Below are 26,222 nucleotides of genomic sequence, written 5' to 3' on the forward strand. Positions count from 1 at the left end.
GACCATGACCAGCCACGAACAAATGAGGACCTCTCGCCTGGCCAATGAGCGTGCGAAAAAGGTCATGCCTGGAGGCAACACCCGCAGCAGCGTCTACGAGGCGCCCTTTCCGCTTTATCTGAAATCCGGAAAGGGAGCCTATGTGACAGATGTCGACGACAACGCCTATCTGGATTTCCAGAATAATTTCACGGCGCTAATCCATGGCTATGACCACCCAGAGGTGAACTCGGCGCTGCTCACACAAATCGGCATGGGACTGAGTTTTGCTTTTCCCACCGAGAGTGAGATCGATCTCGCCGAGATTCTTTGCGAAAGGGTGCCCTTTTTCGAGCAGGTGCGCTTCACAAATACAGGATCGGAAGCGGTGATGGTGGCCATCAAGGCCGCGCGTGCCATCACCGGGCGCCCGCAAATAGCAAAGTGCGAAGGCGCCTATCACGGCAACTATGATTATGTCGAAGCAAGTTTCGATCCCGTTCCTGCCGACTGGCAAACGGGGACCGCAGAGGCCCAGGCGTATAACTACGGAACCCCGGCCTCAGTCCTGGCCGAGGTGGTCGTCATTCCTTTCAACAACGTTGCTGCGACTGAGCGGCTGCTGGAGCCGCACAAGCAGACGCTGGCGTGCGTCGTCATCGACCCCCTGCCATCGCGCGCGGGGCTGGTACCCGTCGATCGCTCGTACCTGCATTTCCTGCGCGAGTTCACGGCTCGCCATGGAATTCTGCTGATCTCGGATGAAGTTCTGAGCTTCCGGTTGAGCTATCGCGGTGCGATTGCCACCTACGGGATCGAACCGGACCTGTGCACCTTCGGCAAGATCGTCGGCGGCGGACTGCCCATCGGGGCTGTTGCCGGTCGAGCCGAAACCATGCGTGTCTTTGATCCAAGCCGCGGCAAACCGCCGGTCTCCCAGGCGGGGACCTTCACCGCCAATCCACTAAGCATGGTTGCAGGGGCTGCCGCCATGCGCGCCCTGACCGAAGTGGAGATCGAGCGGCTCAACGCCCTTGGAGCGCAGGCCCGTTCGGAACTTGGCGCAACACTGGCTGCCTCAGATTTAGGAGGGCATGTCACCGGCGCCGCCTCCCTTTTTTGCGTGTTCATTGGCGACGAAGAAGTCAAGGACTACGCAAGCGCCTATCATGCGTGGCAGCAGAGACAGCGCCTTTCGCGGTTGATTTCGCTCTGCCGCGACGAAGGGATTCTCCTATCGCGCATCGGCCTGGGGGCCCTTTCAACCCCAATGGCAACGGCCGAGATCGCCACGCTCGCCGTGCGGTTCGGTCGAGCATTGGCCAAGCTGGCCGCCACGACACCGTCCGCCGCTGTCGCGTGAGGCAGGAGAATGACTGTCATGAAGGGCGTCTTTGCGTTTGCTAACGATCGGCTATCGCTCCTCGCCTACCTCCTGCTCGCCGCCGTCTCAATTTGGTGGGCGGGCTCTTATGTTCTCATCAAGATCGCGGTTCTTGATGTGCCGCCGGCGACCCTTGCGACGGCGAGACTGCTGATTGCAGCAACCGTGCTGCTGGTGTGGTTGAAGTTTGGCGATGCAGGATCCCTTCCCGCAGACCTCGATGCCTGGGCCAGATACGCACAGGTCGCGATGTTCGGCCACGCTCTGCCCCTTTATCTGATCGCATGGGCCTCCATGACCGTACCGGTGAGCGAAATGGCGATCCTGGTCGCCACGACGCCTTTCTTCGCGGTGCTTCTCGCCCATCTGGCTCTTCGTGAGAGACCATCGCGAGCAACCATTTTCGGTCTGTTGCTGGGCTTTATCAGCCTCGCTGCATTCTTAATTCCTTCCACGGTATCGACGTTGCACTCGAGCAAAAGTGCCGTACCGCTAATCGCCCTTTTGGTAGCAGCTGCAAGCTATGCGCTGTCCGGTCGCGCGGTGGCCCGACTACAGGACAAGAATGCGCTTGTGACTGGAACGGCGGTCATGATCTGCGCAATTCCAATGTTGCTGCCGCTGAGCCTCGCCTTCGAGCGGCCTTGGGCGATCACCCCGACAGCGCAGACTCTTGTCGCTCTCCCAGTCCTCGGCGTCGTGTCCACAGCCGTGATGTATGTCGCCTACTATCGCTTGATCAGGTTGAGTGGGCCGGCCTTTGCCAGCACGCATCACTACTTGGTCCCTGCTTTGAGTATCGCCTTCGGCGCCGCGTTTCTCGGCGAGAGGCCGACTCCAATCCAATTGGTGCTCATGATGCCCATAGTCGCGAGCGTTTTCATCGTTCGTGGGCTGATCTCCCGAAAATTATGAAACGCCTCGTTGGAGGAGAACGATCATGCTTGCTCTTGAGACGCCGCGACTTTTTATGCGCCCGCTGGCCAAGTCCGACCTCGAAGACGTTCATCGCCTGCACACCGATCCGTTGGTCGTACAATCGCTGTTTTCAGGCGAGCCTCCGTCCCGCCAGAACACCGAGGAAAAGCTGGACCAGTATGTCCAGGCTTGGCGGCAGAACGGCTTTGGCTTTTTTGGCGTGTTCTTGAGAGGAAATTCGCGGGCAGGAAGTGAATTCGCGGGCCGCGCGGGCCTGCGCCGCTTCGAGAATACGGCGGATGTCGAGTACGGCCTTTGCTTGTTCGGGCACGCTGCTGGCCGCGGGATCGGTCCCGAACTCGGCGGGGAGATCCTGCGCCATGCCTTCGAGGAACTTGGCCTGGAGCGGGTGGTCGCGCTGATCAGGCCCGAGAACGAGCGCGCGATTCGCGCGGCCGAAAAGATCGGGTTCACACATCTCGAAGACAAACCATACAGCGATCGCGTGAAGGGTTTTTACGAGGCGCGCCCGAGCCGGTAAGGCGATCGAGAAAAAATGCGAGCCAAAGGCTCGCGTCAAGCCGCTCAGGATGGAGAGAACCATGAAAATCTTGACCGCGAAGACGTCGGGTCCCTCGGAGAATGAGAGGCAAGTGTATGACCTTGTCGTTCACAATGCGGTGCTTCTGACGGTCGACGAAAAGGACCAGGTGATCGCGAACGGCGCCATCGCGATTCACGATGGGCTGATTGTTGCAGTCGGATACAGTCGGGACATCCTTTCTCGCCATGATTTCCGCGAGGTCATCGACGCTGGCGGAGGAATCCTCCATCCCGGCTTCATCGACGCCCATGTCCATATTTCCCAGTACACCTCGCGCAGCGTCCTTTCCTGCCTGGAAGGGACAAGTGTTACCATGGGCGACTGGAAAGCCGCGCTTACGCCGGATGATGAGCATGCGAGCGCGGCCTTAGCGGCTGTCGACTATTTGAGAAGCGGCTACACTGGCTTCGTCGACCCGGGCACCATCTTCTCGCCGGACGCGGTCGCCCCGGTCGCGGAAGAATTCGGCATTCGCATATGGCTGACAGATCCGTATGTCGCCGACGCCGGCACCGAACTCCAGAAACACTTCCCGGAACTTGTCAGCGAGTCGTTTCTCGCCCTTTGGCCAAAAAATCGGGACGAAGCCTTCCGCCGCCTGGGGTCGCAACTGTTCCGTAACAAGGACCGGAAGAGCCTCGTCAAAGCGTTTGTCGGCCTTTATGGTGAAGGCACGGACTCTCAGGCTCTTTTCCGCACAGCCTTCGATCTGGCCCGTGAGCATGGCGTGCAGATGCAGGAGCATCTGGGCTACGCGCCTCTCCTTTACCGTCAACGGGAATACGCGCTCGGGGTCAGCATGATGGAGCACATGGGCAACGAGGGTCTCCTCGGCAGCCACGTCACCTTTGTGCACATGAATGCCGTTCATCCCCGGGATGTCCGCATCATCTCGACCCATGGCGTCGGCGTTGTGTGGTGTCCCTACGGGCAGCTGCAGATGCTTGGCCGGGGCGGCGCCGAAGGCCGGATGGTGGAACTGCACCGGGCGGGCGTGAAGGTCGGAATCGCAAGCGACATTCCTCGCGCGGTGCATTTTAGTGGGCTCGGTACATTGGCCGCGGTGACGGCGGCGGCGACGGGGCTGGCCGCGTCGGCCCACGAAATCCTGCGCATGCGCACAATCGGATCAGCTGCCACTGTGGGGGCGGCTTCGGACCTTGGCAGTCTCGAGGTCGGCAAGCGCGCCGACTTCGTGGTGCGTAGGCCGGATGTATCTGAAAACCTGGGTCTTGATGCGGCTCTTGAATTCGCGGTCATCGCCGACGCTGGCACAATCGACTCCGTGTTCGTCGACGGCAAGTGCGTTCTAAAGCATGGCGAGGTGCTGAAGGCCGACAGGACTACCGTGATCGCTCTCGCCCGTCAGTCGGTGCGCGGCCTTGCGGCTCGCCTTCACCTTGCCTGATCGGCCTTAGGCGCGTAGGCCGATGCTGGATGCAAGCGCGCGCCGAGCGATGCACTACGGCAATGACCGCGGCGTCATCCAGCGTGACGACATTCCCGCGATCGATGACCTGGTGACCGACGGCACCAAGGAGCTTTTGCTCGACGGCACGCTCAACGCGGTGATCGACCAGAACCCGCGCGTCGCTTGTCAAGCCGGTCGCCACCGCCCTCAAGGGATTGGGATGCGCCTTGCGTTAACTGGTTGTCGACCGTGAAAATCACATATTATTGCGAATAATATCACATTATCACAAAAAATATGATATCTTCATCGGATATTGATGTGATACAGACGGCGCATTTCGAAGGCACCGCAATGAAAAGCGACAACCGCCGACAAGGCATCATGGATTTCCTGATGGAGGCCGGCACGGCTTCCGTCGACGATCTCGCTTCGCGTTTCGCCGTCTCCAAGATGACCGTGCATCGCGACCTCGACGAGCTCGAGGAAAGCGGCTTTCTGCGCAAGGTGCGTGGCGGCGCCTCGATCCAGTCGAGCGGCCTGTTCGAGAGCGATTTCCGCTACCGCCAAAAACAGGCGAGCGACGAGAAGCGCCGCCTGGCAATGGCGGCCGTGGCGATGATCGAGCCCGGCCAGACCGTTATCATCGACGATGGTTCGACGGCCGGGGGCATAGCCGCGCATTTGGCCGAATTGCGCCCGCTGACGGTGATCACCAATAACCTCGCCGTCATCCAGGAGCTGTCGGGGCTCAGCGGCATCACCCTGATCGCGCTTGGCGGGCACTACAGCAAGAAATTCCACGGTTTCTTCGGCCTCATCGCAGAGGAGACGCTGCGGTCGCTTCGCGCCGATGTCGCCTTTCTCTCGTCGTCGGCCATCTACGGCGCTGCGGCATTTCACCAGGACCAGGAGGTCGTGCAGACCAAGAGGCTGATGATGGCGGCCGCGGCGCGCAAATACCTGCTGGTCGATCATGGGAAGTTTGGCCGCACGGCATTGCACTTCCTCACCGACCTCAAGGCGTTCAACATCGTCTTCACCGGCGGCGAGCTGGAGCCGCCCGCGCGCGAAGAACTGGAAGCCGCGGGGATTTCGCTGACGGTTGTCAACAGAGATTGAACATCAGGAGCGCAGGCGTGACGTACTGGGTCGGAACAAGCTGGAAGATGAACAAGACGCTTGCTGAAGCGCTCGCTTTCGCCGAAGCAATCGCCGCGTTCACTATTGGCTTCGACAAGCGCATCCAGCCGTTCGTCATCCCGCCTTTCACGGCGGTGCGCGAAGTCAAGAAGGCGCTGTCGTCAACGCACATCAAGGTCGGCGCGCAGAACATGCATTGGGCCGACAACGGCGCTTGGACCGGCGAGATCTCGCCGCTGATGCTCAAGGATTGCGGCCTCGATCTTGTCGAACTCGGCCACAGCGAAAGGCGCGAGCATTTCGGCGAGAGCGACCACGCTGTCGGCTTGAAGACGGCGGCGGCGGTGAGGCAGGGGCTGGTGCCGCTGATCTGCGTCGGCGAGACGCTGTCCGAGCGCGAGAGCGGCAGGGCGGATGCGGTACTGACGGCGCAGGTCGAAGGCGCGCTGCAGTTCCTGGAGGGAGAAGCAAAGTCAGCCAGGATTCTGTTTGCCTATGAGCCGGTCTGGGCGATCGGCGACAAGGGCATCCCAGCCAGTTCCGACTATGCCGACAAGCAGCAGGCGCTGATCAAAAGAGTGGCCACTGCCCTGCTGCTCGCAACGCCGCCGGTGCTTTATGGCGGCAGCGTCAATCCGCAGAACGCCGCCGAACTGATCGGCCAGCCCAATGTCGATGGCCTGTTCATCGGCCGCTCCGCCTGGCAGGCCGAAGGCTACATCGACATCCTGCGGCGCGCCTCGGCAGCGATCTAAATCCGATGGAAAGCACATTTCAGTCAAAGGAAGGACAAGAACCATGAAGATAGCCATCGGAGCCGACAGCGCCGGCAAGCCGCTGCTCGACGTGATCGCGGCGCACCTCGCCACAAAGCCCGGCCTTACCGTCAGCGATCTCAGCCAGGCGGGCTACTACGCCGACCTTTCGCAGAACCTCGCCCAGACGATCGTCGACGGCAAGAACGACCGCGGCATCCTGTTCTGCGGCACCGGCATCGGCGTCTCGATCTCGGCGAACAAGGTGCCGGGCATCCGTGCGGCACTCACCCACGACACCTATTCAGCGGAACGCGCGGCCAAATCCAACAATGCGCAGATCATCACCATGGGCGCCCGCGTCATCGGGCCGGAGCTTGCCAAGGCGATCGTCGACACCTGGCTCGCTTCCGAATTCGACGAGAAGGGACCATCAGCCGGCAACGTACAGGCGATCAACCGCCTCGACGAGGCAAAGCGCTAAAGCTGCTTGGTTTGACGCAATTCCGGACGGAAAACCGCTTCACACTTTTCCTGGAATTGGGCTGTTTAAGCTCTGCGCCATTGCGCCGATGACCGTGACGGCCGAGGCCGCGCCTGGATCGACATGGCCAAGCGACCGCTCGCCGAGGCGTGAGGAACGGCCCTTGGCGGCAATCATGTCCTTGGTGGCTTCGGCGCCGCGCTCGGCGGCGGCAAGTGCCACGGCAAGACTGTCTGCGAGGCTCTTGCCAGCAGCCCGCGCGGCACCAGCGGCTTCGACCGCCGGCTGCCAGGCATCGACCATGGTCTTTTCGCCGAGCTCGGCCTTGCCGCGAGCCTTGATGCCCTGCGCCATCGCCTGGAACATGGCGATGGCATCGTCGGCGCCGAGCTTCGTCTTGCCCTTGACGGCGGCGGCGCCGCGCATGAAGGCAGTTGCGTAGAGCGGCCCGGACGACGCGCCGACCGCATTGAGGAATGATTTCGCCGCCGTGTTGAGCAGAGCTGTCGGGTCGGTCGCGGCGAGATCGAGGCCGGCAACCGCGTCGCGCGCTGCGTTGAAGCCGAGCTCCATGGCGATGCCGTGATCGGCATCGCCGATCACGCCGTCGAGTTGACAGAGCCGGTCCTTGTCCGCCGCGATCGCGGCGGCGATGGCGTCGAACATCTTGCTCAGTTCAGGCGAGCCGATCGAGGTCATGGCAAACTCCTCAGCCGGCCCTGAACATCGCGCAGTCGCAAGGATGGTCGAGCATCTTCTGCAACTCCCCGTCGAGATGCTCCAAGGTTACGGAGGCGCCGGCCATCTCCAGTGAGGTGCAGTAATTGCCGACCCAGGTCGCGTGCACCGAGACACCGATATCGTCGAGCCTCTGCTTGAGCCGACGGTTCATGATGTAGAGTTCCATCAGTGGCGTCGAACCCAGCGAATTGACGAGCACGGCGACATTGTCGCCGCGTGACGGCGCCATTTCGGGGAGAATCCTATCCAGCATCTCGTCGGTGATAGCATCGGCGCTCTTGAGCGCGCCGCGCGCGATGCCGGGCTCGCCGTGGATGCCCATGCCGACCTCCATCTCGTCGGCGCCGATCTCGAAATTCGGCCGCCGCGTCTGCGGCAGCGAACAAGGCGACAAGGCGACACCCATGGTGAAGGTGTGGTCGTTGGCCTTGCGGGCGATGCGCTCGACCTCGTCGAATGAAAGCATGCGGTCGCAGGCCGCGCCCGCGGCCTTGAAGATGAAGAAATTGCCGGCGACGCCGCGGCGTTTTCCCCGCTGGTCGCGCGGTGCCGAAGCGACATCGTCGGTCGTCAGCACGGTGCGCACCTCGATGTCGTCCATCGCCGCCATCTCGGCTGCCATGTCGAAGTTCATCACGTCGCCGGCGTAGTTGCCGTACATGAACAGCACCCCGGCACCGCCGCTCGCCGCCTTGGCGCATTCCAGGATCGGATCGGGTGGCGGCGAGGCAAAGACGTTGCCGATGGCGGCTGCGTCCGCCAGCCCCTTGCCGACGAAGCCGAGAAAGGTCGGCTCGTGGCCGGAGCCGCCGCCGATGACGAGCCCGACCTTGCCGGATCTCGGACCGTCGCGGGCGATGATAGAGCGCGGGCTGCCGTCAACGCTCCTGAGGTGAGCGGGATGCGCGGCGAGGATCCCTTCCAGCATCTCGTCAACGGCGCGGTTGCCGTCGTTGATGATCTTCTTGGTCTGCACCGGCATCCTCCCAATTTCACTATTTTCGAGATACTACAGGCTGTTACCGGGATTTCCACCCGGCAGCGGCCGTGTCGCGGATTTCCCGCGGCAACACAGCAATTGCTCACCGCCGAGGCCGTCGCGGATGGCCGAGAAATAACGGTCGGTGCCGACCTGTCCCCCCTTCAGCGCGACTTCCAGCCCGTCGACCGCGGCGATGCTCGAATGGGCGACGCAAAGCGGCGAACCGGGTGACGCCGGGAGCGGCATTCTCACCGTCAGCGCATCGACGCCCATCTGGCCAAGCGCGTGGCTGGACGTGTCGCCGCCGGCGATGATCACGCGCTTCAACTTTTGCTCGACGGCCAATGCGCGAAGCAGTTCGCCGAGGCCGCGGCCGAGCTTGTGGCGGGCGCCTTCCTGGCGGTCGATCTCGGCGCCGCGGTCGGCGGCCGGACCAAGTGCGGTGTAAAGGACGACGCTACGCCCTGCCTGCAGGCTGGCCTTGCCGGCTGCCGCCGCGCGCGCGATTGCTTTGTCGGATTCCTCCGAGACCAGCTCGACTGGATCGACCTCGACGCCGTCGAAACCGTCGCCCATCGCATGGCGGATCTGCCGTTCCGTCGTCGGCGAGCAACTACCCGACACCACCGCGATGCGGTCTGCCGCTCCGGGCGGCGGGAAGCTCGCGCTTGCCCCTGCATTGCCGAGCCATTCGGACAGCAGCGCATATTCGATGCCGGACGAACCGACGACAAAGTGTCCGCCCGGCTTGCGGGCGCGCCAGATCTCCTTGCCGGCCAGTGCTTGGCTCTCGGGGCTGTCGACATCGATCAACAGGATCGCCGCGCCGGCGGCCAGCCTGTCGAAGGCTGCGGCTCTGCCGGGTGAGCGCAGTGTCGCCAAATCGAGCAACTCGGATGGAAGGTCTGTTTGCCGTGACAGATGCACCAGCAGGTCGGATTCATCCATCGGCGTGGCGGGATGGCGGCTCATCACCGGGTGGCGGTCGATGCGGTAGTATCGGTCGCGATAGGCCGCGAAGAGATGACCGAAGGCGGTGTAGCGCTTGAGCTGCGGCGCGCCCACCACCAGCGGCACGCAGGCTTGCGTGAACACTGCGCGACCGATCTCTATCGCGCGGCCGATGCTGCCGATCGTCGGGCTGGAATCGAAAGTCGAGCAGACTTTGTAGTGGCAGATCTCGGCGCGCAGCGTTCTCAGCCAGCCGAAAGCGTCTTCAAGATGGGTGTCCATCCATTGCGGGGATTCGCTGCGGCTGGTGCCGGCGAGCCCGACGGCGCGGCAATCCGCGAAGCGCGCCAGCAGATCGGCGTCTGGCTTGCGCATGAAAAGCACGGTTGGCACGCCGCCGAGCTCCAGCGCTTCCATGACATCGGTCGAGCCGGTGAGGTCGTCGCCATAATAGCTGAGGAGCAGGTTCTGCATGCTCAAGCGGCCTTGCCGTCGGCGAATTTTTCGATCGAGCGTGCCAGCTCGACATGGCTCCTGGCGAATTCATCGAGCGGAATGCCCTCGACCGCCGCCTGCCAGGCCTGCTGCACGGCGTGTACGCCGGCGCCCGGCCCGTCCGGATGACTGACGATACCGCCGCCGCAGAGATAGAGGAGATCAACCGTGCGCCCGGTGCGGGCGTAGGTTTCGGGCGCCTGTCCGCCCCATTGGCCGGAGCCGATCACCGGCAGGGCGCAGTCATCCGGCGAAAAGAGCGGTGTCGTCACCGCCTCGAAAGAGCGGATGAAGGAGTCGTCCGGTTCCCAGTATTTCGAGGCGATGCCGTTGATCTGGAACTGGTCGACGCCGAGCAGTCGCCAGAACTGCTGCCAGACCTTGAAGTCCATGCCGAGGCCGGGATGGCGGGTGAGGATGTCCCAGCCGTTGCGATGCGCATGCAGCACCAGGCCGGAACGCTTCCTCAGGTATGCCATGCCGCCGAAGCCGATGGAGTTGATGTTGATGACCGCGCAATTGCCGCCGGCTTCGAGCACTAGATCGTGGTTGCGCATCATCTGGTCGGGATCTGCGTGCGAGATGCCGAAGGCGTACATCACCTTCCTGCCGGTCTTCTGCTCATGATCGAGGATCAGCGGCATGATTGCCTTCACCCGTTCCGGGAGCGGCGAATAGGCCGGGCTCATCAGCTTCTCGTCGTCCTTGATGAAGTCGACACCGGCCTCGATCAGCTCGCCAACCATCTCGGCCGTCTCATGCGGTCGCAAACCGAGCGCCGGCTTGACGATGGTGCCAATGATCGGACGGCCCTCGACGCCGGTCAGCCTGCGGCTGCCGGCGACACCGAATTGTGGCCCGGGATGGGCGCCCCTGAATTCCTCGGGCAGCTTCATGTCGACGACGCGGATGCCGGACAGGCCCCTGATCGAATAGGTGCCGCCGATGGCGATCGTCATCAGCGCCGCGAGGTCGGTGCCGATCGCATCGAATGGGAACGCGATAACGACATCGGCGCGCTTGAAGGGACCGCTGCCGGGCTCGGGTATCGATGGTTGCGCCGCGTCCGGCAAATGCCGGATCGCCAACACGCGCGCCGCCACCCGCGCCTTCAGCTCTTCGGTCTCGCCGGGCAATGCGACGAAGGTGCCGGTCGACTGGTCGCTGGCGATCTTGGCCGCCAGCGCCTCGATGCTTCCTGCGGTCTCGATGCGATAAGTGAGGGTGATCATGGCCGGTCATAGCAGTCGAAAGGCAGGAAAAGAATTCCATGCGCTGTAAATCTGGTATAATGAGTACATAAGCATTGCAAGCAATATCCTGCCCGACGAAGCGCCATGTGGAAGGACGACGGGCATTCCGGAAATTGCAGCGACGGTGCTAGATTGGGCTTGGATCAAGGGAGTGATTCTCGGCGATGAACCGTTCGGAACCGATCGTCCGGCGCAAGCTTTCCGACGAAGTCTTTGCCAGGCTGAAGCGCCTCATCACCAGCGGCGAATTGCAGCCGGGCGACGACATGCCGTCCGAGCGCGAGCTGATGGAGCGTTTCGAGGTCGGCCGGCCGGCGATTCGTGAGGCGATGCAGGCGCTGAGCAATATGGGCCTGGTCGCCATCTCGCATGGCGAGCGCGCCAAGGTGCTTCAGCTCACCGCCAAGTCGATCATCAGGCAGGTCGACGGCGCGGCCAAGATCATCCTGTCGTCGTCGAAGGACACGCTGGAGCATCTGAAGAGCGCGCGCATCTTCTTCGAGCGCGGCATGGTCAGAGAAGCCGCCGAGAAGGCGACGCCCGAGGACGTGCAGCGGCTGAAGGTAATCGTCGCCGAGCAGCGCGCCGCGCGTGGTGATGCGGAGGGCTTCATCTCCGCCGACATGAAGTTCCACACCCAGATCGCCGCGATCTCTGGCAATCCGATCTATGTCGCGGTTAGCGAGGCGATGCTCGGCTGGCTGAAGGAATATCACACCGAGATGCTGATCTGGACCGGCAAGGAAAAATTCACGCTGACCGAGCACGAAGAGATCATCGGCCGTATCGACAAGAATGATGCCGACGGCGCCGAGAAGGCGATGATCAAGCATCTCGAGCGCTCGCGCGCCCTCTACGTGATGAACTCCGAGAAATAGCATCCTTCAGTCGATCCTGGCTATGGCATAGGCCGGCATCGTCAGGCGTGCCGATGCTGCACCTGGGTCAAGCCTGCGCTCACCTGCTCCGTCCCAAATCGTGATCGAACCTGCGAACGCCGAGGCGTCGACCGCAACATCGTCCGGCGTGAGGTTTGCAAGCCAGACCGTGACGGCGCCAGTCGGCGAACGTCCTGCAAGCACCGCCACGCGATTCTCGTCAGTTGAGCGCGTGGCGATATGCGCTTGGCCGGCCAGCGCGGCCAGGCCTCGCACCGCGTGGAAGACCGACCGCGGCACTCCTTCCTTCACGGGCTCGCCGGCACCCGCCAGCACACCGAACGATCCCGCGAAGCTGGAGAGCGTTAACATCTCCAGCTCGGCCGGCGCCACGCGCGCGGCATAGCCGATCGTCCATGCGGCGGCGAACTGCCCGGCATGGCGCGGATCGCGATTGGCCATGGCGATGCGCTGGCCGTCGGGATTATCCTTGGTCGCGCCGCCATAGGGATTCTGCCGCATGGCGATGGTCGAAGGGCCGATGCGGTAGGGTTTTGTCCTGTAGATCGCCCGTGTCGACTGTGTGATGAAAGGCAGCGCTTCCAGCGATTGCATGATGCTGAGATCGTCCGCCGCATGCACGATCGGGCAGGTGCAATGGGTGACGAAATCGAGCACGCCGGCCGGAACACGCTTGCGGTTGAGCTCGGTGAAATAGCTGAACATGCCACCGCCGAGACGGATATCCGGGAAGGCGCGCCGCGCGGCGGCATAGACGTCCTCCAGAGGCGGGCAGGCCGGCCACGCGCTGCCGGGTGGCGTCGACTGCCGGTCGACCGAAGGCGACACCGCCACGGCATCGAGCCGCAGGCCGGCCCTGCGCACCATCCCGGCGACGGCGGAAAGTTCGCTGTCGAGATCGCCGGCGCAGGCGACGACGCATTCGAGCGTCGTCTTGGCGGGGAACGCGGCGGCCAGTTCGGCATGAGCCTGCAAGGCGTCCACGCCATGGCCGCGTGTCGGATCGTAATGAAGGAGAAGCTGCTGCGGGCCGAGCTTGTTGAGCAGCGAAAGGTTATTCAAAGCCGCTTCGACATCTTCCGGATAGATGACCACGCCGACATCGGGCAGCTTCGCCCCGGCCTCGCCGGGTTCGATGCGCACCGGCTCGGCGCCTGTCGCGGCGCCAGTCATCTTGGAGCCGCCCGTTATGCGCAGGGTGATCGTCTGCCGATTGGCTCGTCCGGCCGGCAGCACATAGGGCCATGGCAAAGCGAGCGGCCGCACGTAGGTCTTGTAAGAAGCATCCGACCAGTTGCGCTGGTCTTCCATCTCGAAAACGTCGCCTTCCATCCGGCATTCGGCGCTGACGCCCGGGCGGACCTGATGGGTGATAGCGCGCATGTCCTTGAACGGCTGCCAAGGGTCGATCAGCAGCGGCAGTTCCGTGTCCACCACCCTGCCGTCGGTGTGCTCGACCTTGACCGGGCTGCCGGCGAGGCCCGCAATCGGATGCAGGATGCAGAAGCCGCAGCGGTTGGTCTCGAAATCGCTTTCGGGCAACGCGCTCACATCGAAGGTCAGACGGCCGTCGGCTGTGCCTTCGATCGTGGCGCGAAAGCTGAGCCGGCTGCCGCCCGGCCCCTCGCAGCTTGCCGCGTAGCGCACCGAGAAACTGTCGTCGCTCTGTTCGATGATCAGATCCGAGAGCGCCGGCTCATAGGTGCCCCAGTCGCGGTCGCGCACGATATAGGCGATGGCGCGCAGCACCTCGATGCCGCCGTGCCGGATGGTGCGCAGATTGCCGTTGACGAGATCGGCGCCGAGCGGGCCGGCTGCGAGCCGGACCGGTTCGGCTTCGACCGCGCGCGTACCGTAGAGGAGGAACGGATCGGCGGTCATCAGAGCCAGCTGTCGAGGTGCACCGGTTCGCGGCTCGCCGCACCGGCATAGGCTGCCTCGACCAACGCGAAGGTCTTGAGGTTGTCGGCGCCGGAAGTTGCCGGCTCCTTGGCACTCGTCAGGCAGTCCACCCAGTGCTTCTGGATCGCCACGACGCTTTCCTGGATGTTGTGCCACGGCCGCGAGGCCCAGGAGAGCAGCGGCGGTGACACGTCGCTGACGGTGGTGCCGCTCTTGCCGGTGACCGTGAGTTGGTAGCCTTGCGCCAGCCGGATCGTGCCGTCTGAGCCGTCGAGCTCGATCAGCGTTTCGGGAAACGGCTCGGTGGCAAGCTTCGTCGCATAGCTGCAATCGACCACCGACGTTGCCCCGCCTTCATGGTCCATCAGCATCGTCGCCACGTCCTCGCCAGCGATGTTGGAATTGATGCGCGCCGTACGGGCGGTGAGGCTGGAAACATCGCCGAGCAGAAAGCGGGCGATGTCGAGGATGTGGATGCCGAGATCCTCGATGATGAAGCGCCTGCCCGTCGCCAGATAGGGCTGACCGGAAAACACATCATAGGCCGAGCGGAAGGAGATGCGCCCGAAGAAGGGCGTGCCGATCTCGCCGCTGTCGAGCACGGCGCGCACCGCCTGGATTGGCGACTGCCAGCGGAAATTTTCGTGCACCATCAGCGGCACGCTGGCGTCGGCGCAGGCTTTCACCATGGCCTTGGCGTCGGCCAGCGTCGGCGCGAACGGTTTTTGGCAGATCACCGGGACGCGGTTGGCGGCGGCCATCTCGACCAGCGGCCGATGACTGCCGACGGTGGTCGCGATGTCGACGAAGTCGAGCGTCTCATTGGCAAACAGCGCGGCCGCATCGCTGTAGCGCCTCGCTATGCCGAACTGGTCGCCGACGATCCTCAGGCGATCGGGATCGCGATCGCAGATCGCCACGATCGAGGCGCCGTCGATGTCATGCCAGCCATGCATCTGGTTGACGGCGAAGAAGCCGCAGCCGATCAGCGCCCCACGCAATGCCGTCATGTCAGCCCGCCTTTGCCATCTGCATCAACGTCACACGGCTCTGCAGCCGGCGTTGAGTCTGGTCGACCACCACCGCGACGATGATGACGAGGCCCTTGATCACCATCTGCCAGAACGAGCTCACGCCCATCATCACCAGCCCGTCGGACAGGATGCCGATGACGAAGGCGCCGACGATGGTGCCGCCGATCGTGCCGCGCCCGCCCGACATCGAGGTGCCGCCGAGCACGGCGGCGGCAATGGCGTTGAGCTCGAAGCTCTCGCCGGTCGCGGGGTGCGACGCCATCAGCTCCGACGAGATGATGAGGCCGACGATCGCCGCGCAAAAGCCGGAGAACATGTAGACGAACATCTTCACCATGTTGACGCGCACGCCCGAGATGCGGGCCGCGCGCTCGTTGCCGCCGACGGCGAAGATGTGGCGGCCGAGCGGCGTGTAGCGGGCGAGATAGGCCGCGCCCAGCGCCACTACGACGAGGATCCAGATCGAGACCGGCAGGCCGAGCAGCCGGCCGGCGCCGAGATAGCCGAAACCTGTTGTGCCGAGCTCCGGCTTGCCGACGAGGTTGGGGAAGGTGCGGCCGTCCGACGACAAAAGCGCCAGGCCGCGAGCGACATAGAGCGTGCCCAGCGTGGCGATGAAGGGCGCGACGTTCAGCCTTGTTATCAACAGTCCGTTGACGGCCCCGATCAAGATACCAACCAAAAGCGTGACGAGGGCGATCTCGACGACGTTGAAATAGACGGTGTAGCCGATCTGCAGATCGATGCCGTTGAGCACGAGGTAGCCGGCAACCATGCCACACAGGCCGACGATCGAGCCGACCGACAAGTCGATGCCTCCGGTGACGATGACGAAGGTCATGCCCATTGCGAGGAAGGCATTGAGCGCCACATGCTTGGCCATCAGGATGAGATTGGCGGCCGAGAAGAAATTCGGCACCGCGACCGAGAAGAACACCAGCACCGCGATCAGCGCGATGAAGGTGCGCAGCTTCATCAGCGTCAGCAGCAGCGAGCCGCTGGATGCGGATGGCGCGGCCGCCTTGGCTGGAATGTCGGTCATCAGCGTTGCTCTCCATGCACGGGTCCGTGGCCAAGCGCCGACGCGGCAACGATCGCCGCCCCCGTCGTCTCGGCGCGATCGAACATGCCCGTCAGTTTTCCGTTGCTCATCACCGCGATCCGGTCGGACAGCGCCATCACCTCGTCGAGGTCGGAGGTGGCGAAAAGGATGCCCAGCCCATCGCGCGAAAGCTTGCGCATGGTGCGGAAGACGTCGGCCTTGGCGCCGACATCGATGCCGCGGCTGGGCTCGTCCATCAAAAGCACTTTCGGTCCGGTGAGCAGCGCCTTGCCGATCACCACCTTCTGCTGGTTGCCGCCCGACAGCGACGATACCTCCTGCGCCGGGTCGGCGACCTTGATCGCCAGCTCGCGCACCATCTGCGCCACCGCCTGCCGCTCGGCGCCGCCGCGGATGTGGAACAGGCTGACGAAACGCGACAGGCTTGCCAGGGTGAGGTTGCTGGCCACCGACAGGATCGACACCAGTCCCTCGCGCTGCCGGTCTTCCGGGATCAGCGCAAGGCCGCGCTGGATGCGCCGCGCCGTGTCGCGCTCCCTGACCTGCTTGCCGTCGATGAAGATCCTGCCGCTCGCCTGGCTGTGACGGCCCATGATGCAGTCGAACAGCTCGCTGCGCCCGGCGCCCATCAGGCCGTAGATGCCAAGGATCTCTCCGGCGCGCACCGACAGGGAGACGTGGTCGACCGCAAGCCCGCCGGTCACGCGTGGCAGGCAGATCTCCTCGGCGCGGAACACTTCGTCGCCCGGCTGATGGCCGTCGTCCTTGGCGAAATCCTTGGCGTCCGAGCCGATCATCTGCCGCACGATCCACTGCGTGTCGACGTTTCGCATCTCCTCCTGTCCGGTGATGCGGCCGTCGCGCAGCACGGTGATGTAGTCGCCGATGCGGATCAGTTCTTCCAGCCGGTGCGAGATGTAGACGATGGCCACGCCGCGCGTCTTGAGATCGGCAATGACCTTGAACAGGATCTCGACCTCCGCCGCGCTCAGCGCCGAGGTCGGCTCGTCCATGATCAGGATGCGCGCGTCGAGCGACACCGCCTTGGCGATCTCGACCAGCTGCTGCTGGCCGATGCGCAGGTCCTCGACCAGCATGTCCGGCCGGATGCCGGCTTCCAGCTGCTCGAGGAATTCGGCGGCGCGCCGCTCCTGGCCCTTGTGGTCGATCTTGTGGAAGGCGTTGGTAAGCTCGCGCGTGGCGAAGATGTTCTCGGCGACCGAGAGATTACCGAACAGGTTCAGTTCCTGGAACACCATGCCTATGCCGCGGCTCACCGCGTCGCCGGAGGAGGAGAAGGACACCTCATTGCCGTCGAGCAGGATGCGGCCCGCGGTCGGCCGCTCGACGCCGGCGATGATCTTCATCAGCGTCGATTTGCCGGCGCCGTTCTCGCCGACAAGCACGTTGACCGCGCCCTTGCGCACCTCGAAATTGGCATGCTTGACCGCCACCGTGCCGGCATAGACCTTGGAGATGTCCTCCAGCTCGAGGATGACGTCGTGGCCGGTCGATGCGCTCATGGCTTCGGCCCGATCTCGGCCTCCGCCGGCGTCACCAGCGGCAGATCCTGCCCGCCATCTATCGTATAGGCGCCGAGCACTTTCGCGGTTCGGCCCTCGAGCCCGTCGCGCGGCAGCTTGGACAGCACCGTCTTGTCGGCATAGGCATTGAAGGCCTTGCCGAATTGGGCGAAGTCGATCTGATTGGTGAAATCGTTGAACTGGACGAAGTCGAGGCTGTCGCGCAGCGCGGTGCCGCGCATCGCCGGCCCGATCTGCACCCGCGCATCCGCCTTGCCGTCGCCATCGACGTCGACGTCGACGGTCGCCGCGCGCGACTGCGTGTTGGCGGCGACGATCTTGCCTTCGATGCGCACCGCAAAGGTCCATGGCGAATTCGCCTGCTTCTTCGGATTGCCGTATTTGGCGCCGGCGGCGGCCTGATCGGTCTTGGCCAGCGCATGCACTTCTGCGAACGGACCGGCTTTCTGCTGCAGATAGGGAACGACCTTCGAGGCCCAGATCTCCTCGACTTGCTTGTCGGGATTGAAGGCCGAGCTGTCGGCGCTGTCCCCACCCTGCGCCGACGGCGTCGGCAGGATCTTGCAGGCGCTGAGACCGATGGCGGCGGTTATCGCGAGGATCAGCCAAGTCTGCCTGGTCGGACAAGTCGGCTTGGTCATGACAATCAAGGGCACCCGGAAAATGAAATGGAGGCGAGGGACGAACGCGCGTCCGCCCCTCGCAGCTTCTATCGCGCCGGCTTAGTTCTTGAGCGCGAAGGTCTCCAGCTTGGGAGCATTGTCGGCATTGATCAGCACGCAGTCCATGAGCTGCTTTTCCTTCTCCGGCGACTTCTTGTTCTTGATGAAGTCGTTGGCCTGCTCGACGGCCATCTGCGCCTGGGCGAAGGCCGGCTGCAGCACCGTCGCCTTGATGCCGCCGGAGGTGATGGAATCGCGCACGTCGTTCGAGCCGTCGAAGCCGACGACGATGACGTCCTTGCGTCCGGCGGCGGCTAGTGCCGCGTAAGCGCCCATCGCCATCGTGTCGTTGCCGGAGATCACGCCCTTGATGTCCGGGTTGGCCTGAAGGATCGACTCCATCTTGGAGTAGGCCTCGGTCTGGCTCCAGTTGGCCGACTGCTGCGCGACCTTCTTCAGGTCCGGATAGTCGTCGATCACGTCGTGATAGCCCTTGGAGCGGATGCCGGCATTGGTGTCAGACTCCTTGCCGACCAGCTCGACATAGTTGCCCTTCTCGCCCATCAGCTTGACGAATTCCTGCGCGCCGAGCTGGGCGCCCTGGTAGTTGTTGGAGACGATCTGCGCCACGGCGACGCCGGTGGCGTTGATCTCGCGGTCGATCAGGAAGGAGGGCACGCCGGCGTCCTTGGCCTTCTGCACGGCGGCGACGGTGGCGTCGGCGCCGGCATTGTCGAGGATGATCGCCTTGGCGCCGCGGCCGATCGCGGTGTCGATCAGCTGCGACTGCTTGTTGGCGTCGTCGTCATGGACCAGCACCAGCGTGTCGTAGCCGAGCTCCTTGGCCTTGGCCTCAGCGCCGACGGCCTCCGCCTTGAAGAACGGATTGTCATGCGAGGGCGTGATGATGGCGATGAGGTCCGCCGCGTAGGCCGGCATCGCGGTGCCGAGTGCGAGCACGCCGGCGAAAGCGGCAAGCGTCATTCTGCGAGTGAGTTTCATGAAGTCCTCCCGTTGAAAAACCTGCCCCGGACGACCGAGGCTATTTGTCTGAATTTGTCAGGCGGTGCAGCTGCGTCCCTTGGGTTTGAAAGCCTTGCCGGCTTCATCCGAACTTTGTCCTGCTGCCCGCCGTCCTTCGTCCTCCGTCGTCGGATACCCAGAAGTCCGAGCCGGAACAGCTAAAGCCAACTGGTATGATGAGTCAATCACTAATTAAGGTGATATGTACCTGATTCACGACTCGTCCGGTTCGCCGTCTTTCAAAAATGCGAGCCGCCGGCGCCTCAGGTGATGCGCTGGATACTGGCGGCGATCTCCTCCGGCTCGAAGACCCGCTTCCAGTCGTCGCGCATCAGCACCGGCTTGCCGAATTCGATCGCCTTGTTGCAGGCGTCCGAGAACACGCCCTTGGTCTCGCCGAAGATGACGGCGCCGAGCACGTTCATGTGGCCGAGCAGGAAGTCGAGCGCCGCCTGCCGGTCGACGCCGCGCGCCACGACCTCGTCGAGCGCTTCCTTCATGACAACGAGCAGCGACGCACAGACCGTCTCGGAGAGACCGGGCTCGAGCAGCGCCATCTGCTCGACGGTGACCCGGTGCGAACGCATCACCGGCGCCCAGATGATCTGGGCGATCTTCTCGCCCTTGGCGTAGTCCGCCTCCGGCCCCTGCATCAGGGCGCTGACGAAATGCTGCTTGGCCTTTACGCCGCCGAAGAAATCCTTCTTGGCCGCCATGTCGGTCTCGTCGTTGAAGATCGGCGGATGGCACGGATGCGTGACGAAATAGGTGAGATCGGGCCGCTTTGGCAGGTGGCCGGCAAAAGGCGCTGCCGCGTCGAGCACGATGACCATGGTGCCGGCCGCGAGTTTGCTCTCGATGCCGGCTGCGACCTTGCCGATATGCGTGTCGGGAACCGCCAGGATCACCACTTCGGCGCCGTCGAGCGCTTCATCGACACTGAGCGTGTCGATGCCGAGTCCGGTTTTCAGACGCTCCTTGCCCGCCTCGCTGATCTCGACATGGCGGATGCTGTAGGGGGAACCGCGAAAATTGGTCGACAGGCGGTAGCCCATTTTGCCCCCGGCACCGAACAGCGCGATCGTCGTCATCTAACCTGCTCCTGATGTTCAGACGACGGCGGCGCCGATCGTCATCTTGTATACTGGTATGATCACTCTACCAAGTTTGGCAAGAGGCATTGTTTATTTTGTTTCCCGTCATTTCGGTAGGGCTGTAGCTGTGTCCGCTCTCGTCTTCGTAGCGGCGTCCTTGTCACCGTCCGCAAGATCGGCAGGCGCACGCCGCGCCAACGCCTGGCGCCCGGCCAGCGCGAGTACGAAGATGACGACGATGCCCTGCACGATGTCCTGAGCGCCCGGCGGCAGGCCGATGATCTGCATGGTGGTGACGATTAGGACGAGCAGGATGCTGGCGAAGAGCGTGCCGAGCGCCGTCGCCGAGCCGCCGAAGATCAGCGTTCCGCCAAGCACCACGGCGGCGATCGACTGCAAGAGATAGGGCTGGCCCATCTCCAGGAAGGCGCCGCCGATATAGGCGCCGAGCAGCAGCCCGTCGAGCGACGCCAGCACCGATGAAATGATGAAGGCCGACGCGATCACCCGGCCATTGCGGATGCCGGCAAGCCGCGCCGCGGCGCGGTTCTGGCCGACTGCCGACAGGAGCTGTCCGAACACGGTGTAGCGCAGCACGAAGGAGGTCACGGCTACTCCGACGATGGCGACAACGGCCATGATCGGTACTCCCCCGATGCGCCCCGTCGCGACATCCTTGAGAGCAGGGCTGACGGCAAAGCCCGGGATCGCCTTGTTCGACAGAAGCGTCGCGGTCGCCAGCACATAGCCTGTCGCCAATGTCGCGATGATCGCCGGAATGCCGAGGCCGACGACGAGCAGCGAGTTGAGCGCCCCGACCGCAAGACCAAGCAGGATGGCGGCGACGACCCCGATGGCGAGGTTCGCGTCCTGGCCCTTGATGGTCAGCAGCGCGACGAAAGCACTGAGCGTGATCACCGACGCCACCGACAGGTCGATATTGCCGCGCCCGGTCGTCACCACGAACATCTGGCCGATGCCAACCACCGTCAGGAAGGAAGCCGACAGAATGACGCCGGAGAGGCTGGACAGGCTGAAGCGGCTTGTGACGATGGAGAGCACCAGCCAGAGGATCAGCACGCCGAGCGCCGCCCAGATCCAGCGGTTGCGCTGCGCCCAGAGACCGAACGTAGCGAATGCGTTCATTGCTTGCTCCTGCGGTCGGCGGTCAGGCTGCGCAGGGTGAGAAGCGCGATTAGGATCAGGCCTTGGGTGGCGGCGTTGTAGTCGCTGCTGACGCTGAGCGTGCCGAGCAGCGCGCCGATCAATGACAGCGTCACGGCGCCGGCGACCGCGCCGACCGGCGAGATGATGCCGCCGAGCAGCGAGCAGCCGCCCATCACCACGGCGGCGACGCTGAGCAGCGTGAAGGAATTGCCGGAGTTGATGTCGCTCGCGGTGTTGATGGCCGTCAGCGAAAGGCCGGCGGCGCCCGCGAACAAGCCGGCGATGAGGTAGCGCACCAGCGCGTAGCGCGTCGGCGACCATCCCGAGCGGATCATCGCGGCGGGATTGTTGCCGAAGCCGCGCAGCACCACGCCGAGCGGCAGCCGGTCGATGACAAGCACGATCAGCGCCACGGCCACGATCATGAAGATCGAGGTGGGCATGAAGCCGATCGACCAGCCGAAGAGCGTCGACAGCCACTCGGGGCTGGCGCCGCCCGGTGTCGGCTGCAGCGCGTAGCCGATGCCTACCCAGATGAAGGACGCGCCCAGCGTGACGACGATGGCCGGGATCTTGCGCGCCTGGATGACGCCGCCAAGCCCCGCATAGGCGGCGAGCGCGGCCGCCAGGGCCAGCGCGCCGAGCCATGGCTGGTCGTAGAGCAGCGTGGCGCTGAGCACGCTGACCAGTCCGGCGAAGGCGCCGACGCCGAGGTCGATCTCTGAGCCGCCGACAATGAACATCTGCGCCGCCGTGACCAGCACCAGCGACAGCGCCGGCATCAACAACAGGTCGAGCCCGAACGTCGAGGCGACCGCCGGGTTGATCGCGATCATGATGGCGAGCACGGCGGCAAGTCCGATGAAAGGCGCGGCATTGACCAGCTTGCGCCCAAGCCTCGCGGGCGCGGTCCGCTTGCTGGCGGCGCTCGCCTGGCCGTCCGCCGAATGCGCGAAGGAGGCGCCGACGATCGCCTGCTCGGTGATCGCCTCGCCCGCCAGTTCCTTGACGATCCGGCCGCCGGAAAAGACCAGCACGCGGTCGCAGGCGAGCAGCTCGGCGTCCTCGGTCGTGTGCCAGACCAGCGCGCGGCCGCCGCGCGCGACCTCGTTGCAGAGGCGGTAGAAATCCTGCTTGGTGGCGATGTCGACGCCGCGCGTCGGATCGTCGAGCAGGATGACCGGCGTGTCGGCGACCAGCGCCCGCGCCACCAGCGCCTTCTGCTGGTTGCCGCCGCTGAGATCGGTGATGTTGGACTGGAAGCGCTTGTCGTCGAGCCGCAGCTTGCTGGCGGCGCCGATGGCCGTGTCGCGATTGGCGCGATCGGAAACCAGCCCGATCGCTGGCCTGCGGGCAAGGGCGCCGATGCTGATGTTGGAAAGCACGCTCCACAGCGGGAATACGCCTTCCTTCTGTCGGTCGCCGGCGATGAAGCCTGCCTCCGCCCGCCTGGAAACGCCCGCATGCTGCTTTCGGTCGGGGCTGAAGATAGCGTGCAGCAATTCCTTCTGCCCGCTGCCTTCGAGGCCGGCCAGCCCAACGATCTCGCCGCGCACGATCTCGATGTCGCGGCCGAGCGTGGCCGTCAGCGGTCCGGAGAGCCGCACGAGCACGTCCTGAGAGGACGCGGCGGTGACGGGGTGCTGGTGGACCGGATTGGCGTCGCCGCCCATCAGCTGCACCAGCTTGCCGATCGACGCGTCCGCGGCATGGCCCTGCCAGGCGGTGCGGCCGTTGCGCAGCACCACCACCTCGGTGGCGATGTCGATGATCTCCTGCAACTTGTGGCTGATGAAGATGAAGGCGAGTCCTGCCTTCGCCCGCTCGCGGATGAAGGCCCGCAGCTGCTTCGAGCGGTCGAGGTCGAGCGAGGATGTCGGCTCGTCGAGCACGATCAGCTTGACGCCCGGCGTCGCCGCGGCGCGCGCGATCTCCACCATCTGCCGCTCGGCGATGGTCAGGTGTCCGACCTCGGCGTCGGCGTCGATGCCATTGCCGGGAAAGACGGCGTCGAGCGCCGCGCGGGCGCGGGTGCGGTAGAGTGCGCGCCAGCCCGGCCGGCTTGCCGAGTCGGCGGGAGTTTCCAGGAAGAAGTTCTCGGCGACGGACAGGTTGGCGCAGAGCGACAGCTCCTGGTGCACCATGCGTATGCCGCGCCGCTGCGACTCGCCGGTGTCGTATGCGGCGAAGGCCACTTCTTCGCCGGCAAACGAAATCGTGCCGAGCGTCGGCCACATCGCGCCGCACAGGATACGCATCAGCGTCGATTTGCCGGCGCCGTTGCCGCCGACCAGGCCGATCACGTCGCCGGCGCGAACGGAAAGATCGATTCCCGCATTGGCGAGCGTCGGTCCAAAACTCTTGGTGATGCCGCTCAGCGAAACGACGCTCGGCCCGGCAGGAGCCGCGGCGGCAGCGGTGGCCTGTACGGCGACGGCGATGTGGGACATTCGTCCTCGGATTCCTGCCGGGCGAAGACCGGGCCGGGCCGTGCGGCCAGCGCCCGATCCCTAGGCCCGGTCGCCTTACTTGCTGAGCAGGTTCTGCTTGACCCAATCCAGCGAGTAGCTCGGGCTGATGATCTGGCCGCCGGGCAGCTTGGCGTAATCCTTCAGGTTGCCGGTATCGACGGTTGCCACCGGCATGATCATCAGCTTCGGCGCCTTGGCGCCCTTGAGCAGCGACAGCCCGAGCCAGAAGGCGGCGCCGCCGATGCCCGGCGTGGTGTTCATGGACACGGTCTGGTAGCCGTTCTTGGCATTCTCCTCGGCCCACCATTTGACGAAGTCGGTGCCGCCACCTCCTTCGATGACCGGCATCTTGTCCTTGTAGTCGCCGCCATACTGGACGAAGGCCTGGGCGATGCCGACATCGTCACTGCCGCCCTGGCCGAGCACGGCATCGACATGCGGCAGCGAGGGCAGCACGTTGGCGATCGCCGACTGCGCCACCGATGCCGTCGCCTGGCCGTAGACGGTCGCGACCACCTTGATGTCCGGATACTTGGCCAGCACCGACTGCTGCGCGTTGAACATGTCGTTGTCGGGCGCCGAGCCCTTCACGCCGCGCACCTGAATGACGTTGCCCTTGCCGCCAAGCATCTTGAAGACGGCTTCCGCCTGGGCGGCCTTGTAGCCCTTGAAGTCGAAATTGAGCTGGTAGTTGCAGGGCGCCGAAGCAACCGAATCGAAGGAGATAACGATGATGCCGGCCTTGCAGGCCTTTTCGATGATGCCGTTGACCGCGGTCTCCGAGGCGGCGTCAACGGCGAGAACGTCGACCTTCTTCAGGATCAGTTCGGCGATCTGGCTGTTCTGCTGCGCGACCGAGCCGTCGCCGTTCATGACGATGTAGTCGGCGATCTGTCCGGCGGCCTTAGCTTCCTTGGCCGAAGCCTCGAAAGCCTCCACCATCTGATGACGCCAGGTATTGCCGTAATAGGCATTGGCCAGCGCGATGACCGGCGCGTCCGGAGACGCCATTGCCGGCAGCGCGGCAGCACTTGCCAGCGCGGCGCCGGCTAGCGCCGCAACGATTGAAAATCTCATTGTATTCCTCCCAGAAAGACCACAGGGCACGGCGCATCCACTCAGGATCACGCCATGTCATATACACATTATACCAGTATACCAATTAGGCAAGCGCTCTTCGGTGCATTCTGGGTGGGATAGGATGGCAAGGGCGCCAGGCGCACGGCCCAAGCGGACGGATCACGAAGCAGCAGAACGCCGCTCGAAGATCTCGGGTGGATCGTTTCGGTTAAGCGGACAGGTCGGATTTCACTGCCGCGGGATCCTAGCTACGGGGCGACAGCGCCCACCTGCCCGCATCGATGAACGGCGCCCAATAGTCAACCGACTCGCGGATCATGGCCACGACCTGGTGATCGACCGGCTCGCGCTCGCGGAACGACAACTCGAGGCAAATCTCGTTGTCGGTGCCGCCGCCGCGCCGAACCGTCTCCAACAGTTTTTGCGGGGTTATGCGGCCGTCCTTGTTGTAGGCGGCGGTGAACGGCCAGTGGCCGCCCTTGTTCATCGACGATTGCTTGATGTGGATGATTGGCGATTGTCTCGGGAAAGCCTCGGCCCAGGCATAGGGGTCGACATCGTCGGGATTGCTCGACGTGACATCGCCGTGGTCGATGTCGACCATCATCAACAGCGGAATGGACAGATTGGCCGCCTCGATTTGCTCGTGCAGCGCCCGGCAATTCTCGATGGTGTGGCCGAATTCGCGGCCGACCGACATCGGCTCCCAGAACAGATAGGTCAGTCCGGCCGCCTTGGCATGTTCGGCCACCTCGCGCCAGCACTCCATGGCTATGTCGAGCAGCCGGGCGCGGCGCTTGGGATCGTCATAGTCTTGGTGGGTGAAGATGGCGAACTGCGTGCCCATGCTTGTGGCGCCCAGTTCGGCCGAGATGTCGGCGAAAATCTTGAACCAGTCGACATAGTAGCGGCGTACATCGGAATCCGGATGGCCGAAATGGTTGAGCCTGCCATAGGGGCCGGTCATGCCCGACGTGACGCGCACGCCGGTACGATCCAAAGCGGCGCGGAACAGGCGGATGAATTTCGCGATCGTCGCCGCCGGCCAGCCCGGATTGACGAACTCATGCGTGAGCTGGACATCCCTGATGCCGATGTCATAGGCGATCGCGTCGATCAGGTCGTCGGGATCGGCGAAGCGGTTGACCAGCGGATTGGTGTTGAGGGACAGCGTAAAAGCCAT

24 protein-coding genes are annotated in these 26,222 nt (G+C 64.0%); 9 read left to right on the top strand and 15 right to left on the bottom strand.

Annotation, left to right across the window (positions count from 1 at the left end):
- Positions 1-4: 4 nt before the first annotated feature.
- The 8 genes from EN869_RS01920 (at position 5) to EN869_RS01955 (ending at position 6,678) form a co-directional block, all read left to right on the top strand.
- The gene (locus EN869_RS01920; RefSeq protein ID WP_245489513.1) at positions 5-1,342 is read left to right on the top strand and encodes an aspartate aminotransferase family protein; all 1,338 of its coding nucleotides are present in this window, start codon (positions 5-7) and stop codon (positions 1,340-1,342) included.
- 18 nt (positions 1,343-1,360) lie between these two features.
- On the top strand, positions 1,361-2,278 hold the full coding sequence (locus EN869_RS01925; RefSeq protein ID WP_167506980.1) for an EamA family transporter: 918 nt from the start codon (positions 1,361-1,363) through the stop codon (positions 2,276-2,278).
- Positions 2,279-2,303: 25 nt separating this feature from the next.
- Positions 2,304-2,822: a GNAT family N-acetyltransferase gene (locus tag EN869_RS01930; RefSeq protein ID WP_127227894.1), complete on the top strand. Its 519-nt coding sequence runs from the start codon at positions 2,304-2,306 to the stop codon at positions 2,820-2,822.
- Between the two features lie 61 nt (positions 2,823-2,883).
- On the top strand, positions 2,884-4,293 hold the full coding sequence (locus tag EN869_RS01935; protein WP_167506981.1) for an amidohydrolase family protein: 1,410 nt from the start codon (positions 2,884-2,886) through the stop codon (positions 4,291-4,293).
- Between the two features lie 22 nt (positions 4,294-4,315).
- Entirely contained in the window at positions 4,316-4,549 is a 234-nt protein-coding gene (locus tag EN869_RS01940; RefSeq protein ID WP_127227892.1) for a hypothetical protein, read from the top strand.
- Between the two features lie 101 nt (positions 4,550-4,650).
- On the top strand, positions 4,651-5,418 hold the full coding sequence (locus tag EN869_RS01945; protein WP_127227891.1) for a DeoR/GlpR family DNA-binding transcription regulator: 768 nt from the start codon (positions 4,651-4,653) through the stop codon (positions 5,416-5,418).
- Between the two features lie 2 nt (positions 5,419-5,420).
- Positions 5,421-6,194 (top strand): triose-phosphate isomerase, encoded by a 774-nt coding sequence (locus EN869_RS01950; RefSeq protein WP_189341255.1) that lies wholly within the window; start codon positions 5,421-5,423, stop codon positions 6,192-6,194.
- A gap of 43 nt (positions 6,195-6,237) precedes the next feature.
- A complete protein-coding gene (locus tag EN869_RS01955) occupies positions 6,238-6,678 on the top strand; it encodes an RpiB/LacA/LacB family sugar-phosphate isomerase (RefSeq protein ID WP_127227889.1) in 441 nt (146 codons plus the stop codon).
- Between the two features lie 39 nt (positions 6,679-6,717).
- Here EN869_RS01955 and dhaL read toward each other — a convergent pair whose 3' ends face one another.
- From dhaL to oiaX, 4 genes are read right to left on the bottom strand one after another with little or no spacing between them, the layout of a single operon-like run.
- Positions 6,718-7,377: a dihydroxyacetone kinase subunit DhaL gene (gene dhaL, locus EN869_RS01960; RefSeq protein WP_127227888.1), complete on the bottom strand. Its 660-nt coding sequence runs from the start codon at positions 7,375-7,377 to the stop codon at positions 6,718-6,720.
- A 10-nt stretch (positions 7,378-7,387) separates the two neighbouring features.
- A complete protein-coding gene (locus tag EN869_RS01965) occupies positions 7,388-8,401 on the bottom strand; it encodes a dihydroxyacetone kinase subunit DhaK (RefSeq protein WP_189341250.1) in 1,014 nt (337 codons plus the stop codon).
- Between the two features lie 27 nt (positions 8,402-8,428).
- Positions 8,429-9,826, bottom strand: a complete 1,398-nt coding sequence (locus tag EN869_RS01970; RefSeq protein ID WP_127227886.1) for a four-carbon acid sugar kinase family protein — start codon at positions 9,824-9,826, stop codon at positions 8,429-8,431.
- A gap of 2 nt (positions 9,827-9,828) precedes the next feature.
- Positions 9,829-11,079, bottom strand: coding sequence for a 3-oxo-isoapionate-4-phosphate decarboxylase OiaX (gene oiaX / locus EN869_RS01975; RefSeq protein ID WP_127227885.1), 1,251 nt, complete (start codon positions 11,077-11,079; stop codon positions 9,829-9,831).
- A 185-nt stretch (positions 11,080-11,264) separates the two neighbouring features.
- Between oiaX and EN869_RS01980 the strand changes: the two genes are divergently transcribed.
- On the top strand, positions 11,265-11,978 hold the full coding sequence (locus tag EN869_RS01980; RefSeq protein WP_127227884.1) for a transcriptional regulator NanR: 714 nt from the start codon (positions 11,265-11,267) through the stop codon (positions 11,976-11,978).
- A 6-nt stretch (positions 11,979-11,984) separates the two neighbouring features.
- Here EN869_RS01980 and EN869_RS01985 read toward each other — a convergent pair whose 3' ends face one another.
- From EN869_RS01985 to EN869_RS02035, 11 genes are all read right to left on the bottom strand, one after another.
- Complete coding sequence (locus EN869_RS01985; protein ID WP_167506982.1) at positions 11,985-13,880, bottom strand: hypothetical protein; 1,896 nt, start codon at positions 13,878-13,880, stop codon at positions 11,985-11,987.
- Positions 13,880-14,911 (bottom strand): Gfo/Idh/MocA family oxidoreductase, encoded by a 1,032-nt coding sequence (locus EN869_RS01990; protein ID WP_127227883.1) that lies wholly within the window; start codon positions 14,909-14,911, stop codon positions 13,880-13,882. The genes EN869_RS01985 and EN869_RS01990 overlap by 1 nt, the downstream gene beginning before the upstream one ends.
- Position 14,912: 1 nt before the next feature.
- The gene (locus EN869_RS01995; RefSeq protein ID WP_127227882.1) at positions 14,913-15,977 is read right to left on the bottom strand and encodes an ABC transporter permease; all 1,065 of its coding nucleotides are present in this window, start codon (positions 15,975-15,977) and stop codon (positions 14,913-14,915) included.
- Entirely contained in the window at positions 15,977-17,521 is a 1,545-nt protein-coding gene (locus tag EN869_RS02000) for a sugar ABC transporter ATP-binding protein (protein WP_127227881.1), read from the bottom strand. The genes EN869_RS01995 and EN869_RS02000 overlap by 1 nt, the downstream gene beginning before the upstream one ends.
- Positions 17,518-18,183, bottom strand: a complete 666-nt coding sequence (locus EN869_RS02005; protein ID WP_127227880.1) for a DUF2291 family protein — start codon at positions 18,181-18,183, stop codon at positions 17,518-17,520. Before EN869_RS02005 ends, EN869_RS02000 begins: the two co-directional genes overlap by 4 nt.
- An 81-nt stretch (positions 18,184-18,264) precedes the next feature.
- Positions 18,265-19,206 (bottom strand): D-ribose ABC transporter substrate-binding protein, encoded by a 942-nt coding sequence (locus EN869_RS02010; protein WP_127227879.1) that lies wholly within the window; start codon positions 19,204-19,206, stop codon positions 18,265-18,267.
- Between the two features lie 284 nt (positions 19,207-19,490).
- Positions 19,491-20,318, bottom strand: a complete 828-nt coding sequence (locus EN869_RS02015) for a phosphogluconate dehydrogenase C-terminal domain-containing protein (RefSeq protein WP_127227878.1) — start codon at positions 20,316-20,318, stop codon at positions 19,491-19,493.
- A 108-nt stretch (positions 20,319-20,426) separates the two neighbouring features.
- Entirely contained in the window at positions 20,427-21,467 is a 1,041-nt protein-coding gene (locus EN869_RS02020; protein ID WP_127227877.1) for an ABC transporter permease, read from the bottom strand.
- Positions 21,464-23,938, bottom strand: a complete 2,475-nt coding sequence (locus EN869_RS02025; protein ID WP_127227876.1) for an ATP-binding cassette domain-containing protein — start codon at positions 23,936-23,938, stop codon at positions 21,464-21,466. The genes EN869_RS02020 and EN869_RS02025 overlap by 4 nt, the downstream gene beginning before the upstream one ends.
- Positions 23,939-24,013: 75 nt before the next feature.
- Positions 24,014-25,036 carry an ABC transporter substrate-binding protein gene (locus EN869_RS02030; protein WP_127227875.1) on the bottom strand — a complete coding sequence of 341 codons (1,023 nt, stop codon included), beginning with the start codon at positions 25,034-25,036 and terminating at the stop codon, positions 24,014-24,016.
- A 247-nt stretch (positions 25,037-25,283) separates the two neighbouring features.
- Positions 25,284-26,222 carry a TIM barrel protein gene (locus tag EN869_RS02035; protein WP_127227874.1) on the bottom strand — a complete coding sequence of 313 codons (939 nt, stop codon included), beginning with the start codon at positions 26,220-26,222 and terminating at the stop codon, positions 25,284-25,286.

The sequence above is a fragment of the Mesorhizobium sp. M2D.F.Ca.ET.226.01.1.1 genome, from assembly GCF_004022705.2.
In the GTDB taxonomy this organism is placed as follows: Bacteria; Pseudomonadota; Alphaproteobacteria; order Rhizobiales; family Rhizobiaceae; genus Mesorhizobium.

Excerpts from the sequence above, each read along its gene's own strand:
- EN869_RS01990 (WP_127227883.1), bottom strand. The coding sequence starts at position 14,911 with ATGACGGCATTGCGTGGGGCGCTGATCGGCTGCGGCTTCTTCGCCGTC.
- EN869_RS02005 (WP_127227880.1), bottom strand. The coding sequence starts at position 18,183 with ATGACCAAGCCGACTTGTCCGACCAGGCAGACTTGGCTGATCCTCGCG.
- EN869_RS02015 (WP_127227878.1), bottom strand. The coding sequence starts at position 20,318 with ATGACGACGATCGCGCTGTTCGGTGCCGGGGGCAAAATGGGCTACCGC.
- EN869_RS01925 (WP_167506980.1), top strand. The coding sequence starts at position 1,361 with ATGAAGGGCGTCTTTGCGTTTGCTAACGATCGGCTATCGCTCCTCGCC.
- EN869_RS01940 (WP_127227892.1), top strand. The coding sequence starts at position 4,316 with ATGCTGGATGCAAGCGCGCGCCGAGCGATGCACTACGGCAATGACCGC.
- EN869_RS01955 (WP_127227889.1), top strand. The coding sequence starts at position 6,238 with ATGAAGATAGCCATCGGAGCCGACAGCGCCGGCAAGCCGCTGCTCGAC.
- oiaX (WP_127227885.1), bottom strand. The coding sequence starts at position 11,079 with ATGATCACCCTCACTTATCGCATCGAGACCGCAGGAAGCATCGAGGCG.
- dhaL (WP_127227888.1), bottom strand. The coding sequence starts at position 7,377 with ATGACCTCGATCGGCTCGCCTGAACTGAGCAAGATGTTCGACGCCATC.
- EN869_RS01970 (WP_127227886.1), bottom strand. The coding sequence starts at position 9,826 with ATGCAGAACCTGCTCCTCAGCTATTATGGCGACGACCTCACCGGCTCG.
- EN869_RS02000 (WP_127227881.1), bottom strand. The coding sequence starts at position 17,521 with ATGAGCGCATCGACCGGCCACGACGTCATCCTCGAGCTGGAGGACATC.
- EN869_RS02035 (WP_127227874.1), bottom strand. The coding sequence starts at position 26,222 with ATGGCTTTTACGCTGTCCCTCAACACCAATCCGCTGGTCAACCGCTTC.
- EN869_RS01920 (WP_245489513.1), top strand. The coding sequence starts at position 5 with ATGACCAGCCACGAACAAATGAGGACCTCTCGCCTGGCCAATGAGCGT.
- EN869_RS01945 (WP_127227891.1), top strand. The coding sequence starts at position 4,651 with ATGAAAAGCGACAACCGCCGACAAGGCATCATGGATTTCCTGATGGAG.
- EN869_RS01985 (WP_167506982.1), bottom strand. The coding sequence starts at position 13,880 with ATGACCGCCGATCCGTTCCTCCTCTACGGTACGCGCGCGGTCGAAGCC.
- EN869_RS01935 (WP_167506981.1), top strand. The coding sequence starts at position 2,884 with ATGAAAATCTTGACCGCGAAGACGTCGGGTCCCTCGGAGAATGAGAGG.
- EN869_RS02030 (WP_127227875.1), bottom strand. The coding sequence starts at position 25,036 with ATGAGATTTTCAATCGTTGCGGCGCTAGCCGGCGCCGCGCTGGCAAGT.
- EN869_RS02010 (WP_127227879.1), bottom strand. The coding sequence starts at position 19,206 with ATGAAACTCACTCGCAGAATGACGCTTGCCGCTTTCGCCGGCGTGCTC.
- EN869_RS02025 (WP_127227876.1), bottom strand. The coding sequence starts at position 23,938 with ATGTCCCACATCGCCGTCGCCGTACAGGCCACCGCTGCCGCCGCGGCT.
- EN869_RS01995 (WP_127227882.1), bottom strand. The coding sequence starts at position 15,977 with ATGACCGACATTCCAGCCAAGGCGGCCGCGCCATCCGCATCCAGCGGC.
- EN869_RS02020 (WP_127227877.1), bottom strand. The coding sequence starts at position 21,467 with ATGAACGCATTCGCTACGTTCGGTCTCTGGGCGCAGCGCAACCGCTGG.
- EN869_RS01980 (WP_127227884.1), top strand. The coding sequence starts at position 11,265 with ATGAACCGTTCGGAACCGATCGTCCGGCGCAAGCTTTCCGACGAAGTC.
- EN869_RS01930 (WP_127227894.1), top strand. The coding sequence starts at position 2,304 with ATGCTTGCTCTTGAGACGCCGCGACTTTTTATGCGCCCGCTGGCCAAG.
- EN869_RS01965 (WP_189341250.1), bottom strand. The coding sequence starts at position 8,401 with ATGCCGGTGCAGACCAAGAAGATCATCAACGACGGCAACCGCGCCGTT.